The organism is Pikeienuella piscinae (assembly GCF_011044155.1).
Taxonomy (GTDB): Bacteria; Pseudomonadota; Alphaproteobacteria; order Rhodobacterales; family Rhodobacteraceae; genus Pikeienuella; species Pikeienuella piscinae.
This window is the reverse complement of the sequence record NZ_CP049056.1, coordinates 1,459,125-1,474,473: the sequence shown is the minus strand read 5'-3', so window position 1 is coordinate 1,474,473 and position 15,349 is coordinate 1,459,125. Positions and strand designations below refer to the sequence as shown.

Sequence of the window (15,349 nt, the reverse complement as noted above, 5' to 3'; positions counted from 1 at the left end):
TTTCAGTCGCGATCAGGGCCCGAACCAGGCCACCGGCCAGAGCGTGAGCGCCGGCGCGAAGGTGACGAGCAGGAGCACCACGATCAGTGCGATGACGAAAGGGATGATCTCCCTGAAGACCGCCACCGCATCGGCGCCGCCGACGCGGGCGGTCGTGAAGACGAGGACGCCGAGCGGCGGCGTGAGCGCGCCGATGACGAGATTGAGAACGAGGACGACGCCGAACTGGATCGGATCGACCCCCGCCGCAGCCACGACGGGGACGAGGATCGGGACGAGGATCACCATCGCCGCGATCATCTCCATGAAGAGGCCGACGAAGAGCAGGAACGCGTTGATCAGCAGCAGCAGGGTGATTTCATCGCCGGAAATCGCGCTGAGGGCGGCGGCGATCTTCTGCGGCGCCTGTTCGAAGGTGAGAATCCATGCGAAGGGCGCGGCGGCGGCGATGATGATGGCCACGGCGACGGTGTCGGACGCCGCTTCGCGCGCGGCGTGGACGAAGCTGCGCGCGGTCAGGCCGCGATAGACCAGCGCGCCGCAGAGGATGGCGAAAGCCAGGGCCATCGCCCCGGCCTCGGTCGCGGTGAAGACGCCGAACCGCACGCCGCCGACGATGAACACCGGCAGGAGAAGCGCCGGGATCGCATACCAGAACGCCGTCAGCCGCTCTTCGCCGGAGGAGCGCGCGACGCCCGCGCCATAGCCGCGCCGGCGGGAGACGGCGTAGACGACGAACGCCAGCGCCGTCGCCGCGAGAAGCCCCGGAACGATGGTGGCGACGAAGAGCGCGCCGACCGAAACCGAGGCGAGCGCGGCGTAGATGATCAGCCCCAGCCCCGGCGGAATCAGGTTCGCCAGCGTCGAGGAGGCGCTGGTGAGCGCGCAGGCGAAGGCGCGGGAATAGCCGCGTTGCTCCATCTCCGGCGCGAGGAGCTTCGCGATCGCCGAGGCGTCGGCGGTGGAGGAGCCGGAGACACCGGCGAGCATCACGTTGGTGACGACATTCGCCTGCCCCAGCCCGCCACGGAAATGCCCGACCAGATGCGTTGCGAGCTCCAGCAGCCGGCCGGTGACGCCGCCGGCGTTCATCACCGCGGCCGCCATGATGAAGAAGGGAATGGCGAGAAGGGTGAACGAGTTGAGCGAGGCGGAGATGTTCTGCGCCACCGTCATCAGCATCATGTCGCCCATCGGCGCCAGCCCGGCGAAGGCCCCGAAGGTGAGGGCGAATGCGATCGGGACTTCGAGGAAGATCAGCGTGAGGCCGACGATCATCAGCGCCGCGGCGCCGTCCTGCGGCGAGAGGAGCAGCGGCGCGCCCGCGCGCACCGCGAAATAGAGCGCGCCGCCCGCCAGCGCCGCGGCGAGGGTGGCGACCGGCGGGCCGGCGCGAAAGAGAAAGAGGATGTTGAGCGCGGCGCCGACCGGCACGGCGAGAACGAGATAACTGATCGGCCATTCGAGCGCCGGCGAGACCTGCATCGCCCGGCCCATGAAGTCGATCCCGTGCAGGATGAGCGCGAGACTGGCGGCGGTCACCACGGCGCGGATCAGGAAGCGCTGCGCCGCGCGCGCCGCCGGCGGCAGGCGCGGGCCGAGAAAGCCGATGGCGATGTGGCTGTTCCGCCCGGTCAGGAGCGCCATGCCGAGAAAGACCGCCCAGCCGAAGAACCATTGCGCCAGCTCCTCCGGCCAGGGGAGCGAGGCGTTGAGGACGTAGCGGCAGAACACCTGAAGGATCGCCACCGCCGCCGCGCCGAGGAGGAGCGCGACGGAGATCGCCTCCAGCAGCGCGTCGCAGATGGCGAAGGCCCCGCCTCTGGCGGGCCGCGGCGCGGCGGCCCGGCCGGCCGATTGTGCCGTATCGCTCATGCTCGGCTCCCGTCGCCCTCGTCGCGTCGGCCCCGTTCCGGCAAGCCGGCGGGACGCGCCCGCCGGCCGTTCCGGACGACGCTCAGCCCAGCGCCCTGATCTTTGCGATCATCTCCGCGGTTTTCGGGCTCTTGGAGCCGAATTCGGCGAAGAGGGGTTCGGTCTTTTCCTCCCACCGCGCGCGCTCTTCGGCCGGGAACGGGTGGACGGTGACGCCGACCGCCTTCAGGTCCTCGAGCGCCTGTCCGGCCTTGGCGCGGTTTTCCGTCCGCTGTTCGGCGAAGACCTCGACCGCGACGCCCCTGACCATCTCGGCGAGTTCGGGCGGCAGGCTGTCCAGCCACGCCGCGTTCACGCGCACGGCCTTCGGCAGGAACCAGTGATAGGTCGGGGTGATATGCGCCGCCTGCTCATGCCATTTGAAGCCGAGGACGGAGAAATAATCCGACTCCAGCCCGTCGATCACGCCGGTGGAGAGCGCGGAATACTGCTCCGAATAGGGGAGCGGCGTCGGGTTGGCGCCGAGCATGCTCCAGAAATCGACCCAGACGCGCAGTTCGGGAACGCGGAGCTTCACGCCTTCGAGCGTGGCGAGATCTGTCACCGGCTCCTTCGCCAGCACATGGCGAAAGCCGCTTTCGCCGTAAGCGACGAATTCGACGCCGGTCTTCTCACGGGCGATCATCGAGACTTCCTCGCCGAGCGGGCCCTGAAGGACCCGGTCGACATGCGCCTCGTCCTTGTAGATGAAGCCGGGCGCGCCGCCGAACGCGGCGATCTCGGGCGCGATCGCCTCTTCGCTGTCGGGGCCGGCGGTGGTCGCTTGGATCGTGCCGATGCGGCTGCCTTCGAGCAGTTGCGAGAGGCCGCCAAGCTGGCTGGCGGGGAAATGCTGCGCTTCGATCCGGCCTTCGCTCCGCTCGTTCAGGATGTCCGCCCAGCGCTGGAAGGCGTTGGTGAGCGGCGAGCCGATCGCCTCGGAATGGGCGATCTTGAAGACGTAGACCTCCTGCGCGCGGGCGCGCCCGAGAAGCGCCGGCGCGGCGAGCGCGGCGGCGCCGGTTTTCAGAAAGAACCGTCTGCCGACGGCGGTGTGAATGGCGGACTCGGTTTTCATGCGCCTCCCCTTTTTTGCTTTGTGGCCTTGTTTCATGACGACTACCATACCACCCTAGCTGCTGCGCTTGCGCGGGCCAAGACCAGAGAGCGCCTCCGGGCGGGTAAAGTGAACGGCGACGCGGGCGCCGGCGAGCGGGCGGAGGGACGAAGAGGTTCGATGAGCAGGGACGACTACGACTTTCTGACCGACCGGCTCGCCCTGCCGCGCGGCGCGGTGGCGCGGGCCGCGCGGCGGCATGTGGTTCATCGGGGAACGCGCGTTCTCGGGTTTGTCGCGGGGCGCTTCCGGCCCTGTTGCCACCCCGTTCTGACGCCGGCCGGGTTCGCCACGACGGCGGAATCCCCGGCGGATCATCCGCATCACAACTCGCTCTGGATCGCGGCCGATCATGTCGGGCTTCAGGTCCCGGCGGGCGAGGGTGGCGTCGAGAGCTACGAGTACAATTTCTATGTCGACGAGGTTTTCCAGGGGCGCGCGCCGGGGCGGCTGATCGAGCGAAGTTGCGAAGGCGCGCCCTTGGGCGCGGCGGGTTTCGCCGTGACGCAGGAGATCGACTGGCGCGGCCCGGCCGAATGGGGCGCGCCGGAAGGGCGGCTGGCGCTCCGCGAGACGCGGAGAACGACGATCCGCGAGATCGAGGGCGCCTATCGGATGGACATCTCGTCGCGACTTGCGGCGGGAGAGATCCCGGTTCGGCTGGGCCCGACGCGGCACGCTTATTTCAATGTGCGGGTCGCGGAGACGATGGTGCGTGCGAATGGCGGCGTGATCCGCAGCGAGCGCGGTGTTGCGGACGGCGCGGCGATTTCGGCGGCGGGGGCGGAATGGGTGGATTTCACCGGCCCGGTCGGCGGCGGCGCGCGGGCCGGGCTGACCGTCATCCCGCGCCCGGCGGCGGGGGAGACGGCGACCTGGTTCGTCGCGGACTGGGGCGTCGTCACGGTAGGGACGTTCCGCGACCGGGCGCTGACGCTGGAGGCGGGGGACGAGACCATTCAGCGTTGTACCATCATCGTTCACGATGGAGAGATATCGCCCGCATCGGTCGAAGCGCTGAAGCGCGGCGGGTTCGGCCCGGAGGGCGAGGCGCCCTGATGCGCGAGCGCGCGGATCACGCCGCGCAGCTCCGCCAGCCCGCGCAGGCGCCCGATCAGCGGATAGCCGGGATGCGCGCCGCGCGCGGCGTCGAATAGCAATTCGTGCCCGTGATCCGGACGGAAGGGAATCTCGCTGTCGGCGCGGCCGGCGTCTCGTCTGCGCTGTTCCTCGTCCAGCAGCGCCGCGATCAGCGCCACCATGTCGGTGTCGCCGTCGAGATGCGCGGCCTCTTCGAACGAGCCGTCCGGCGCCTTGGCGACGTTGCGCAGATGCGCGAAATGGATGCGGTCGGCGAAGCGGCGGGCGATTTCAGGCACGTCGTTCAGCGGATTGGCGCCGAGCGAGCCGGAGCAGAGCGTGAGGCCGTTCATCGGACTTTCCACCGCCGCCATGATCCAGGCGATGTCGTCGGCGTTGGAAACGACGCGCGGCAGGCCGAGAATGTCGCGCGGCGGATCGTCGGGATGGACGCAGAGGCGAACGCCCAATTCCTCCGCCGCCGGCGTCACTTCCGCGAGGAACCGTTTGTAACCGGCGCGGAGCGTGGCGCGGTCGAGCCCGTCATAGCGGGCGAGCGCGGCCTTGAGCCCGGCGACGTCATAGCGGTCATAGGCGCCGGGGAGGCCCGCCATGATCGAGGTCAGGAGGGTTTCGCGCTCGGTCTCGTCCGAGCGTTGAAACCAGACCGCGGCCTCGCGGCGGACATCCTCGGGATAGTCGTCCTCGGCCGCCGCCCGCCCGAGCATGTGAAGCTCGAACGCCGCCATCTTCGGGGCGGAGAACCGAAGGCAGGTTCCCCCGCGCGCCACGGGCGCGGCGAGGTCGGTGCGCGTCCAGTCGAGAAGCGGCATGAAATTGTAGCAGATCGCCGTCACGCCCTCGGCGGCGAGATTGGCCATGGATTGGCGGTAATTGGCGAAAAGCGGGCCGAGATCGCCCTCGCCGCGCTTGATGCGCTCATCAATCGGCAGGCTTTCGACGACGGTCCAGTCGAACCCGGCGGCTTCGATCTGCGCGCGGCGCGCGGCGATGGTCTCGCGCGGCCAGATCGCGCCATAGGGGATCTCGTGGAGCGCGGTGACGACGCCGGCGGCGCCGGTCTGGGCGATCTCGTCGAGGCCGATGCGGTCGAGGCCGCCATACCAGCGCCAAGTCTCCTTCATCATGCGGCTCCTTCGATGGCCGCCCGTGCGCCGAGGCGGGTCAGCGTCGCGTAGGCTGCGCTCACGTCATCGCGCATCGCCGCCGCCTGTTCCGGGGTGAAGATTTGGCGGAGGCCGAGAAGCGCCGCGACCTTGGCGGGGCCGTCCGGAGCGGCGTCGGAGAGCGCCCGGAGCCGCTCCGCCAACGGGTCCCTCACGTCGATCGGATCGTCCTTTTCATCGACGCCGCCGACATAGCGCATCCAGGCCGCGACCGCGAGGTGAAGGCCGGGGCAAGGGCGCCCGGCGACGCGGTTTTCGGCGATGGTCCCGAGGATCCGCTGCGGCAGTTTCTGGCTGCCGTCCATGGCGATCTGCCATGTCCGGTGACGGATCGCCGGGTTGGCGAAGCGCGAGAACAGCGCGTCGGCGTAGGCGTGGAGGTCTTCGCCGGGCGGCGGGGTCAGCGCCGGAATGATCTCGTCGCGCCAGAGCCGTTTCACGAAGCGCGCATAGACCGGGTCCGCGACGGTCTCCGCGATGGTCTCATGGCCGCCGAGATAGCCGAGATAGGAGAGAGCGGAATGCGCGCCGTTCAGCATCCTGAGTTTCATGTGCTCGAAGGCGGCGACATCCTTCACCATCCGCGCGCCGGCGGCGGCGAGGTCGGGGCGGGCGCCGTCGACGAAATCGTCCTCGATCACCCATTGGCGAAAGGGCTCGTGCACCACCGGCGCGGCGTCGGCGAAGCCGGTGAGTTCGGTGACGCGCGCGATGTCCGCCGCGCTGGTGGCGGGAACGATGCGGTCGACCATGGTGGCGGGGAAGCGCCCCTCGGCCGCGATCCAGTCCGCTAACGCCGGATCGACCGCCGCGGCGAGATCGAGGACGACGCTCCGGACGACGCGGCCGTTTTGCGGAAGGTTGTCGCAGGTCAGGACGGTGAAGGGGCGCAGTCCCGCCTCGCGTCGGCGGGCGAGGGCGCGGACGAGATAGCCGGGCGCGGAGCGCGGCGCGGCCGGGTTGGCGAGATCGTGAACGATGTCGGGGTGATCCGGGTTGAGCCGGCCGGTCGCCGGCTCATGGCAATAGCCCTTTTCGGTGACGGTAAGGCTGACGATGCGGATGGCGGGATCGGCCATCGCGGCGAGCGCCGCTTCGGGATTCTCGCGGGCGACGAGGACGTCGCGCACGACCTCGACGACGCGCGGGATCTCGCCCTCGGGGCCAAGGTCGACGGCGGTGTAGGCGAAATCCTGCGGCGCGAGCCGGTCGCGCATCGCCGGGTTCATCAGGCTGAGTCCGACGACGCCCCAGTCGCCGCCGGATTTCGCGATCGCCTCGGCGATGTAGAAGGCGCCGTGGGCGCGAAAGAACGCGCCGAGCCCGAGATGGACGATTCCTGCGCCGGGCCGCGCGGCGGCGGAGCGGGCGAGGCGGGGTGCGGAGGGGTTCACGGGGCGCGTCCTCGCTCTGCGGTCAAAGTCGATAAGCCTGTTTGGCGAGCCGGTAAGCGAGGTCATGGGCGACCTCGTGCGCGTCTTCCTCGGCCAGCCGCCCGGTCGCAACCAGCGTGGCGAGATAGGCGCAGTCGACGCGCCGGGCGACGTCGTGGCGGGCCGGGATCGAGCAGAAGGCGCGGGTGTCGTCATTGAAGCCGACGGTGTTGTAGAAGCCCGCCGTCTCGGTGACCGTCTCGCGGTAGCGGCGCATCCCCTCGTAGCTGTCGAAGAACCACCAGGCGGGGCCGAGCCTCAGCGCCGGGTAGACCCCGGCGAGCGGCGCGAGTTCGCGCGAATAGGCGGTCTCGTCCAGCCCGAAGAGGATCAGCGTCAGCCGCTTGTCGGTTCCCATCGCGTCGAGAAGCGGTTTCAGGGCGCGGACGTAATCGGTGCGGGTCGGGATGTCGAACCCCTTGTCGCGCCCGAAACGCGCCATGATCGGGGCGGAATGGTTGCGGAAGCTCCCCGGATGGATCTGCATCACCAGCCCGTCGTCGAGGCTCATCCGCGCCATTTCGGTCAGCATCTGGCCGCGAAAGGCGTCGGCCTCGGCGGCGCTGCAATCGCCTGTCAGCGCCTTGCGGAACAGCGCCGCGGCGTCTTGCTGCTTCATGTCCTCGGTCCGCGCGGTGGCGTGGCCGTGATCGGTGGAGGTGGCGCCCATCGACTTGAAAAAGGCGCGCCGGGCGCGGTGGGCGGCGAGATACCCCTCCCATGTCGTCGCATCCTCGCCGGTCATCTCGCCGAGACGGACGATATTGGCGGCGAAATCCGGGGTTTCGGGGTCGATTACCGCGTCGGGCCGATAGGCGGTGACGACGCGGCCGCCCCAGTCCGAATCGCGGATCATCCGGTGCCATTCGAGGTCGTCGAGCGGGCTCTCGGTGGTCGCGATCACCTCGATCCCGAAACGCTCGAAAAGCGCGCGGGGGCGGTAGTCGGGACGCTGGAGGCGCTCGGCGATATGATCGTACGCGGCGTCGGCGGTCGCTTCTGAAAGCTGCTCATCGAAGCCGAAGACATCCTGAAACGCCTGGTCGAGCCACATCTGCGAGGGGGTGGCGCGGAAAAGGTGATAATTCGCGGCGAAGAGGCGCCAGATCTTCCGCCCGTCCGTCTCCACCGGGCCGCCGTCGATGCGGGGAACGCCGAGCGCCTCCAGCGCCACGCCCTGCGAGAAGAGCATCCGGAACACGTAGTGGTCCGGGGTGATGAAGAGTTGCGCCGGATCTGGGAAGGGTTCGTTCAGCGCATACCAGCGCGGATCGGTATGGCCGTGCGGGCTGACGATCGGCAGCGCGCGTATCTCGTCATAAAGCGCCCGGGCGAGCCCGCGCGCGCGTTCGTCGAGTGGAAAGAGCCTGTCCGCGTCCAGTCGGGCCATCGTCGGTATTCCCTTCTCGCCGGTTTTCGCCCCGGCCTTCGCCGGTTCAAGGCTGGAAATATGGTAGTATGGTATGCTGGTCAACGCGATGCGCAAAGCCCGATCTGCGCGGGCGGCGGGCCTGCGCGCCCCTCCCGCCGCCGGGGCGCGGGTGCTAGGGGTGAGGCGCGCCGGTTTATCGAAGGGGGGAGCGGCCATGCGCCCATTGCTGATCGCGGGGCCGACAGGGGCGGGAAAGTCCGCATTCGCGCTAAAGGCGGCGGCGGAAGGCGGCGTCGTCGTCAATGCGGACGCGAGTCAGGTCTACGCGGGCTGGCGCATCCTGACGGCGCGCCCTTCGGCGGCGGATGAGGGCCTGGCGCCGCATCGCCTTTATGGTCATGTCGATCCGGCGCGGCGCTATTCGGTCGGCGACTGGCTGCGCGATCTCGCCCTGACGTTGACCGAAGCGCGCGAGGCCGGGCTTCGCCCGGTGATCGTCGGGGGCACCGGCCTCTATTTTGCGGCGGCGACGCAGGGGCTCGCGCCGATCCCGCAGGTTCCCGAGACGGTGCGCGCCGGGGTGGCGGCGCGACTGACGGCGGAGGGCCTCGCGGCGCTGGCGCATGAGTTGACGGCGCGGGACCCGGAAACCGCCGCCACGGCCGACCTGCAGAACCCGATGCGGGTCGCGCGCGCGCTCGAAGTGCTGGAGGCGACGGGCCGCGGCCTCGCCTCCTGGCGCGAAGAGACCGGCCCGCCGCTGATCGGCGACGCCGATCGCATGCTGATCCTGCCCGAGCGCGGCGCGCTCTATGCGCGGCTCGACCGGCGGTTCGACGCGATGCTGGCCGAGGGCGTTCTGGAGGAGGCGCGGGCGATGCGGGCGCGCCGGCTCAACCCGGCGCTGCCGGCGATGAAGGCGGTCGGCGCGCCGGCGCTTTTCGCCCATCTCGACGGCGAGATCGGCCTGGATGAGGCCGCCGAGCGCGCCCGGCGGGCGACGCGAAACTACGCCAAGCGGCAGATGACTTGGGCGCGCAGCCGCATGAATGACTGGCCGAAAGCCGAGTCGGGCTGAGCAGAATTTCCGAAAGTTGCTGAAATTGGCCCATCAGCGCCGTTAAATGTCTCAGGATCGAAAAATTCGCAGTTTTCTTTCCTGCTTTCGGGTTGACCCTTCCGCCCGGGGCGGCTAAGCGGGAAGCGCAAACTTGGAGAGGCACGATGCGAAGCTGCATTCTCGTAATTGCGAAGCGCGCCCCCCGGCGGATGTAGGACATCCGGCGAGAGTGCGCGCATGGGCCCCGACGGGGCCTTTTTTATTGGCTGAACGACCCCGGACGACGACAGGCGGGGCGGAGACGGAGAGAGACGATGTCGCGTGAGAAAACCGGCGCACAGATCGTGGTTCAGGCTCTGAAGGATCAGGGTGTGGACACCGTATTCGGCTATCCGGGCGGCGCCGTCCTTCCGATCTATGACGAGATTTTCCAGCAGAACGACATCCGCCACATCCTCGTCCGGCACGAGCAGGGCGCGGCGCACGCGGCGGAGGGCTATGCGCGCTCCACCGGCAAGCCCGGCGTTCTGCTCGTCACCTCCGGCCCGGGCGCGACCAACGCGGTGACGGGGCTGACCGACGCGCTGATGGATTCGATCCCGATCATCTGTCTTTCCGGGCAGGTGCCGACCTTCCTGATCGGCAACGACGCGTTCCAGGAGGCCGACACCGTCGGCATCACGCGGCCCTGCACCAAGCATAACTGGCTGGCGAAGGACCCGTCGAAGCTGGGCGAGATCATTCACGAGGCGTTCCATGTCGCGACCTCGGGGCGTCCCGGACCGGTGCTGATCGACATTCCGAAGGATGTCCAGTTCGCCTCCGGCCGCTACGCCGGGCTGAAGGGCGCGAAGCCGTCGCACTACCAGCCGATCATGAAGGGCGATATCGCCATGATCGAGGAGGCTGTCGTGCTGATCGAGACAGCGGAGCGGCCGATCATTTATACCGGCGGCGGGGTGGTGAATTCCGGCCCCGGCGCCAGCCAGCTCCTGCGCGAACTGGTCGCGCGGACCGGCTTCCCGATCACCTCGACGCTGATGGGGCTCGGCTGCTATCCGGCTTCGGGCGACAACTGGCTCGGCATGCTGGGCATGCATGGCGCCTACGAGGCGAATCTGGCGATGCATGGCGCCGACGTGATGATCTGCATCGGCGCGCGGTTCGACGACCGGATCACCGGGCTCGTGGAGGCGTTCAGCCCGAAATCGAAGAAGATCCATATCGATATCGACCCGTCCTCGATCAACAAGAACATTCGCGTCGACGTGCCCATCGTCGGCGATGTCGGCCACGTGCTGGAGGACATGCTGAAGATCTGGAAAGCCCGCGGCGCCAAGACGCGCGCCGAGGGAGTGAAGAAATGGTGGGGCGTGATCGACGGCTGGCGCGCAGTCGACTGCTTCGGCTACGCGCCGTCCAAAACCACGATCAAGCCGCAATACGCGCTCCAGCGGCTGGAGGCGCTGACCAAGGGCCGCGATCGCTACGTCACCACCGAGGTCGGCCAGCACCAGATGTGGGCGGCGCAGTATCTCGGCTTCGAGGACCCGAACCGCTGGATGACCTCGGGCGGGCTCGGCACGATGGGCTATGGCCTGCCGGCCTCCGTCGGCGTGCAGATCGCGCACCCGGACGCGCTGGTGATCAACGTCGCCGGCGAGGCTTCGTGGATGATGAACATGCAGGAGATGTCGACGGCGGTGCAGTTTCGCCTGCCGGTCAAGCAGTTCATCATGAACAACGAGCGCCTCGGCATGGTCCGGCAATGGCAGGAATTGCTGCACGGCGAACGCTACTCGCACAGCTATTCGGAGGCGCTGCCGGATTTCGTAAAGCTGGCGGACGCGTTCGGCTGCAAGGGCATCCGCTGCTCCGATCCGGACGGGCTGGACGATGCGATCGAGGAGATGCTGGCCTATGACGGGCCGGTAATCTTCGACTGCCTGGTCGAGAAGCACGAGAACTGCTTCCCGATGATCCCCTCCGGCAAGGCGCATAACGAGATGCTGCTCGGCGCGGCGGAGACGGCCGGCGCGATCGAGAACGCAGGCGCGGTGCTGGTCTGACCCCGACGCCGGAGACCGGCGCGGCGGCCCGTCGCCGCGCCCCGATACATGAGAGTGAGAGAGACGCCCGATGAACGCCCTCGCCATCAAGAAAGGCTCTTCCCGAAAGAGCGCCTATAACCTCCGGCCGACTTTTTCCGATGTCGAGGAGCGGCACACGCTCTCGGTGATCGTCGACAACGAGGCCGGCGTGCTGGCGCGGGTCATCGGGCTCTTCTCCGGGCGCGGCTACAATATCGAGAGCCTGACGGTGGCGGAGACCGACCATCTCGGCCATCTCAGCCGCATCACCATCGTCACCACCGGCACGCCGCAGGTGATCGAGCAGATCAAGGCGCAGTTGTCGCGCATCGTGCCGGTGCACGGCGTCCACGACCTGACGGTCGAGGGGCCGGCCGTCGAGCGCGAGCTGGCGCTGGTCAAGGTCGCCGGGACGGGCGAGAAGCGGGTCGAGGCGATGCGCCTCGCGGACGTTTTTCGCGCCAAGGTGGTCGACACCACGCTGGAGAGCTTCGTCTTCGAGCTGACCGGCGACGTGAAGAAGATCGACGCCTTCGTCGATCTGATGCGCCCGCTGGGGCTGGAGGAAGTCGCGCGCACCGGCGTCGCGGCGATGGCGCGCGGGGCCTGAGCCCCGCCCGCGGTCAGCTTTCGAAAATTGCGCGGCGGCGGATTCGCAATGGCAACCGGTTTCGTCGTGATGCTCTCATGGCGATAGCGGCGTAACCGGTTCGACACGGGCTGGAAGCCCAAAGCGGATTCCACGATTGTCCTATGCTACAGTGTAACCCAATTGGTTCACGCTGAGGATATGATCATGCCTGACAAGTGGACGGACGGCGACGCTTACGAGATGTATGTCGGCAGATGGAGCCGGCAGACAGGCAAAAAATTCTTGTCCTGGCTGGACGCGCCGCGCGGATTGCGATGGCTTGATCTTGGCTGCGGGACAGGTGCGCTTACGTCGCAGATATTGCGGGATTGTGATCCGCATTCCGTTGTCGGCGTGGAGCCATCGGAGGGCTTTCTGACGCTCGCGCGAGAAAGCATAAGCGATGAACGCGCAAAGTTTCTGCCTGGTTCCGGCGAGAAGGTCCCGGTGAACGACGGCATGGTCGATTTCGCCGTTTCAGGGCTTGTTCTCAATTTCATCCCGGAAAAAGAGAAGGCGATGGCTGAGCTTGTGCGCTCCGTCGACGAAGGCGGAACGGTTGCGGCGTATGTGTGGGACTATTCGGGTCACGTTCAATTCATGCGCTATTTCTGGGACGCCGCCATCGCGCTCGACCCGGCCGCCAGCGAGAAAGACGAAGGTGTTCGTTTTCCGATTTGTCGACCAGCGGCACTTGCCGATCTGTTTTCGGGCGCCGGTTTGCGAGATGTTGCAACTGCGCCAATCGACATCGTGACGCCTTTCGCGGATTTCGATGATTACTGGACTCCCTTTCTATCCGGAATTGCGCCGGCGCCCGGGTATTGCGCTTCTTTGGATGACGGGGAGCGCCAACGATTGAAACGTCGTCTGATTGAAACCTTGCCAACAGACCCCGATGGGATGATTTTACTTGCTGCAAGAGCTTGGGCGGTGCGTGGAACACGCTAAAGTCCCCCTTGCATTGTTGTCTTGGAAATCAATCTCTTTTCCGTCGTGTCGGCAGTTTTGTCCGCCTGAAGGACATTGTAGCCGCTGGCTGGCGCCGCCGCCGATCAGCGGATTGTCGGCGGCGCCGTATCGCTCAGGCGAGGCTGAGCTTCACGTCAAGGTTGTTGCGGGTGGCGTTCGAGTAGGGGCAGACCTGATGCGCCTGGTCGACCAGTTTCTTGGCGTCGGCAGCATCGACGCCGGGCAGGTCGATCTCCAGCGCCACGTCGAGGCCGAAGCCGCCTTCGGAGCGCGGGCCGATGCCGACCGTCGCCTTGACGTTCGCGTCGTCGGGGACATTCACCTTCACGTCGCCAGCGACCACCTTCATCGCGCCGAGGAAACAGGCGGCGTAGCCGGAGGCGAAGAGGATCTCCGGGTTCACGCCGTCGCCGCCGCCGCCGCCAAGCTCCTTGGGGGTGGAGAGTTTCGCCTCGAACGCGCTGTCGAGCGATTTGGTGTGGCCGTCGCGGCCGCCGGTTGCGCGGGAGGACGTGCTGTAGAGGACCTTGGTGGGCATTGCGGGGTTCCTTTCTGCGCGTTATATGTCGCACACGATTTAATCGTGAGAGATAGGTATGGATCATGCGGAACAGAGTCAATAGACTCCACGGATGACGATATGAGGCGCGCCATGCATCCCGACGAGTCCGCCACGCCTGAAACGACCGAGACCGGGCCCGATCCCTTCGGCGGGCGCGCCCGGCTCTGTTTCTCGATCTACGCGGCGCATCACGCGCTGAACCGGGTCTATCAGCCGCTGCTGGAGGCGCTGGGCCTGACCTATCCGCAATATCTGGCGATGGCCGCGCTCTGGACGCGGGACGGGCTGAGCGTCGGCGAGATCGGTCGCGCGCTCGGGCTGGAGAGCAGCACGCTCACCCCGCTCCTGAAACGGCTGGAGGCGGCGGGGCTGATCCGGCGCGAGCGGGCGAAGACGGACGAGCGGGTCGTGACCGTCGTCCTGACCGGGGAGGGCAGGGCGCTGGGGGAGAAGGCGGCGCATGTGCCGGAGTGCGTTCTCGCCGCGACGAGACTCGACCGGGCGGAGATGGAGCGCCTCTCGGCGGCGCTGAACGAACTGCGCGCGGCGCTTGACGGGCGGGAAGAGGCCGGCCGCGCCGGCGCCGACCGACCGCCTAGGCGTCGAACGCGCCGCCGAGCCCCCTGATCGCCTCCGGCGTCGTCATCGGCCGGCGGATGGTCAGCAGGCGGCGCGCCTCCTCCCCCCGGCCGAGCCGCAGGAGCGCGCCGGCCATGGCGAACTCGATGAGGTCGCGCTGCGCCCGGCTGCCGCCGATCCGCGCATGGTCGCGCATCGCGACGGCGAGATGCGCGGCGGCTTCCTCCCACCGCCCGGCGGCCAGCGCGCCGAAACCGTCGGAGAGCGTGCGGACGACATCCGCGGCCGGGCCGGCGGCGCCCGTCCTGATCCGTTCCAGCGCGTCGCTCTCTCCGGCCATGGCGTGGGCGAGCGCGGCGTGGGCGTCGGCGAAGGCGAGGCCGGGCTTCGGAAAGGCGGCGAGGGCGTAGGCGCTGACGGCGCGCCATTTCTCCGCGGCGACATCGAGCCCGGCGAGCTCGGCCCGGTAGAGGAGCGACGCCGCGTCGGTCAGCACGTTCAGCGCCGGGCCGGACCCAGCCCCGGGCGCGATGGCCTCGTCGAAGACACGCCACATGGTCGTCTCGTCGCCTGCCGCCAGCGCCCAGAGCGCGACATGCCAGGAAACATGCGTATGCATGATCCCGTCGCGATCGTAACCCTCGCGCCAGTCGCGCAGATAGGCGTAACCGGCGGCGGCCTCGCCGTTCTCGTAGTGGAGATGCGCGCGGTAATGCGCGCCGTTGGCGTTGCGCGGCCGCTGGGCCAGCGACGCCTCGATATGGGCTTCGGCGTCCGCGAGGCGGCCGGACTCGATCTCCGACCACGCATGGCTGGCGAGGAACCACCAGTCGTCGCCATAGTGCGGCAAGAGCGCGGAGGTGAAGGCGAGCTGCGCCGCTTCCCGCCCCGGCTGGCCGGAAAACCCGATCAGGCCGAAGACGCCGACGGCGGTCTGGGCGACGAGCGCGTCGCGCGGCCAGCGCGCCAGATGTTCGCGGCCTCTGGCGAAAGCCTCGGCGCCGCGCCCCTCCAGGATGGCGCCGAGAACCTCGATCTGGCTCGCCTCACGCGCCGTGACGCCGCGAACGGCGCGGGCGGCGGCGAGCGGCCCGGCGATCCCGGCCCGATGACCGCGGGTCTGATGCTGACGGGCCAGCGCGAGCTGGGCGAGGGCGAAGTCCGGATCGGCCGCGATCGCGCTCTCGAACGCAGCCTCGACGCCGGGTTCGGCGGCGAAGAACCGGTCGACGCCGTCGATATAGGCGGCGGCGGCGGTGGAATTCGTGGTCAGAAGCTCACCATATCTGTCTTCCGGCATTATCTCTCCCTTCCGTCGCCGACAGCTTGCGCATCGGCGCGCGGTTCACAAG

Annotated in this window: 13 protein-coding genes; 6 read left to right on the top strand and 7 right to left on the bottom strand. The window is 68.2% G+C overall.

What is annotated here, in order from left to right:
- Positions 1–12: 12 nt before the first annotated feature.
- The gene (locus G5B40_RS07145) at positions 13–1,875 is read right to left on the bottom strand and encodes a TRAP transporter large permease (RefSeq protein WP_165096850.1); all 1,863 of its coding nucleotides are present in this window, start codon (positions 1,873–1,875) and stop codon (positions 13–15) included.
- 82 nt (positions 1,876–1,957) lie between these two features.
- Positions 1,958–2,992 carry a TRAP transporter substrate-binding protein gene (locus G5B40_RS07140; protein WP_165096847.1) on the bottom strand — a complete coding sequence of 345 codons (1,035 nt, stop codon included), beginning with the start codon at positions 2,990–2,992 and terminating at the stop codon, positions 1,958–1,960.
- Positions 2,993–3,151: 159 nt separating this feature from the next.
- On the opposite strand from G5B40_RS07140, the gene G5B40_RS07135 reads away from it, so the two are divergent.
- Positions 3,152–4,090, top strand: coding sequence for a DUF6807 family protein (locus G5B40_RS07135; RefSeq protein ID WP_165096844.1), 939 nt, complete (start codon positions 3,152–3,154; stop codon positions 4,088–4,090).
- Here G5B40_RS07135 and uxuA read toward each other — a convergent pair.
- The 3 genes from uxuA to uxaC are packed head-to-tail and all read right to left on the bottom strand — an operon-like array spanning position 4,012 to position 8,121.
- Positions 4,012–5,256, bottom strand: coding sequence for a mannonate dehydratase (gene uxuA / locus G5B40_RS07130; protein ID WP_165103363.1), 1,245 nt, complete (start codon positions 5,254–5,256; stop codon positions 4,012–4,014). The two genes, G5B40_RS07135 and uxuA, sit on opposite strands and share 79 nt — an antisense overlap.
- Positions 5,256–6,692 carry a mannitol dehydrogenase family protein gene (locus tag G5B40_RS07125; RefSeq protein WP_246209742.1) on the bottom strand — a complete coding sequence of 479 codons (1,437 nt, stop codon included), beginning with the start codon at positions 6,690–6,692 and terminating at the stop codon, positions 5,256–5,258. The genes uxuA and G5B40_RS07125 overlap by 1 nt, the downstream gene beginning before the upstream one ends.
- A gap of 22 nt (positions 6,693–6,714) precedes the next feature.
- Positions 6,715–8,121 (bottom strand): glucuronate isomerase, encoded by a 1,407-nt coding sequence (uxaC, locus tag G5B40_RS07120; protein WP_165096838.1) that lies wholly within the window; start codon positions 8,119–8,121, stop codon positions 6,715–6,717.
- A 196-nt stretch (positions 8,122–8,317) separates the two neighbouring features.
- Here uxaC and miaA point away from each other — a divergent pair, with 196 nt between their 5' ends.
- The 4 genes from miaA (at position 8,318) to G5B40_RS07100 (ending at position 12,835) form a co-directional block, all read left to right on the top strand.
- On the top strand, positions 8,318–9,181 hold the full coding sequence (gene miaA / locus G5B40_RS07115) for a tRNA (adenosine(37)-N6)-dimethylallyltransferase MiaA (protein ID WP_165096835.1): 864 nt from the start codon (positions 8,318–8,320) through the stop codon (positions 9,179–9,181).
- Positions 9,182–9,477: 296 nt separating this feature from the next.
- Positions 9,478–11,232, top strand: coding sequence for an acetolactate synthase 3 large subunit (locus G5B40_RS07110; protein WP_165096832.1), 1,755 nt, complete (start codon positions 9,478–9,480; stop codon positions 11,230–11,232).
- Between the two features lie 70 nt (positions 11,233–11,302).
- The gene (ilvN, locus tag G5B40_RS07105) at positions 11,303–11,863 is read left to right on the top strand and encodes an acetolactate synthase small subunit (protein WP_165096829.1); all 561 of its coding nucleotides are present in this window, start codon (positions 11,303–11,305) and stop codon (positions 11,861–11,863) included.
- 186 nt (positions 11,864–12,049) lie between these two features.
- Positions 12,050–12,835: a class I SAM-dependent methyltransferase gene (locus G5B40_RS07100; protein ID WP_211907431.1), complete on the top strand. Its 786-nt coding sequence runs from the start codon at positions 12,050–12,052 to the stop codon at positions 12,833–12,835.
- A gap of 133 nt (positions 12,836–12,968) precedes the next feature.
- Here the strand turns inward: G5B40_RS07100 and G5B40_RS07095 are convergent, their stop codons facing one another.
- Complete coding sequence (locus G5B40_RS07095; protein ID WP_165096823.1) at positions 12,969–13,394, bottom strand: organic hydroperoxide resistance protein; 426 nt, start codon at positions 13,392–13,394, stop codon at positions 12,969–12,971.
- A 102-nt stretch (positions 13,395–13,496) separates the two neighbouring features.
- Between G5B40_RS07095 and G5B40_RS07090 the strand changes: the two genes are divergently transcribed.
- The gene (locus G5B40_RS07090; RefSeq protein WP_246209741.1) at positions 13,497–14,045 is read left to right on the top strand and encodes a MarR family winged helix-turn-helix transcriptional regulator; all 549 of its coding nucleotides are present in this window, start codon (positions 13,497–13,499) and stop codon (positions 14,043–14,045) included.
- Here G5B40_RS07090 and G5B40_RS07085 read toward each other — a convergent pair.
- Positions 14,014–15,297, bottom strand: a complete 1,284-nt coding sequence (locus tag G5B40_RS07085) for a tetratricopeptide repeat protein (RefSeq protein WP_165096818.1) — start codon at positions 15,295–15,297, stop codon at positions 14,014–14,016. The genes G5B40_RS07090 and G5B40_RS07085 overlap by 32 nt on opposite strands.
- Positions 15,298–15,349 lie beyond the last annotated feature (52 nt).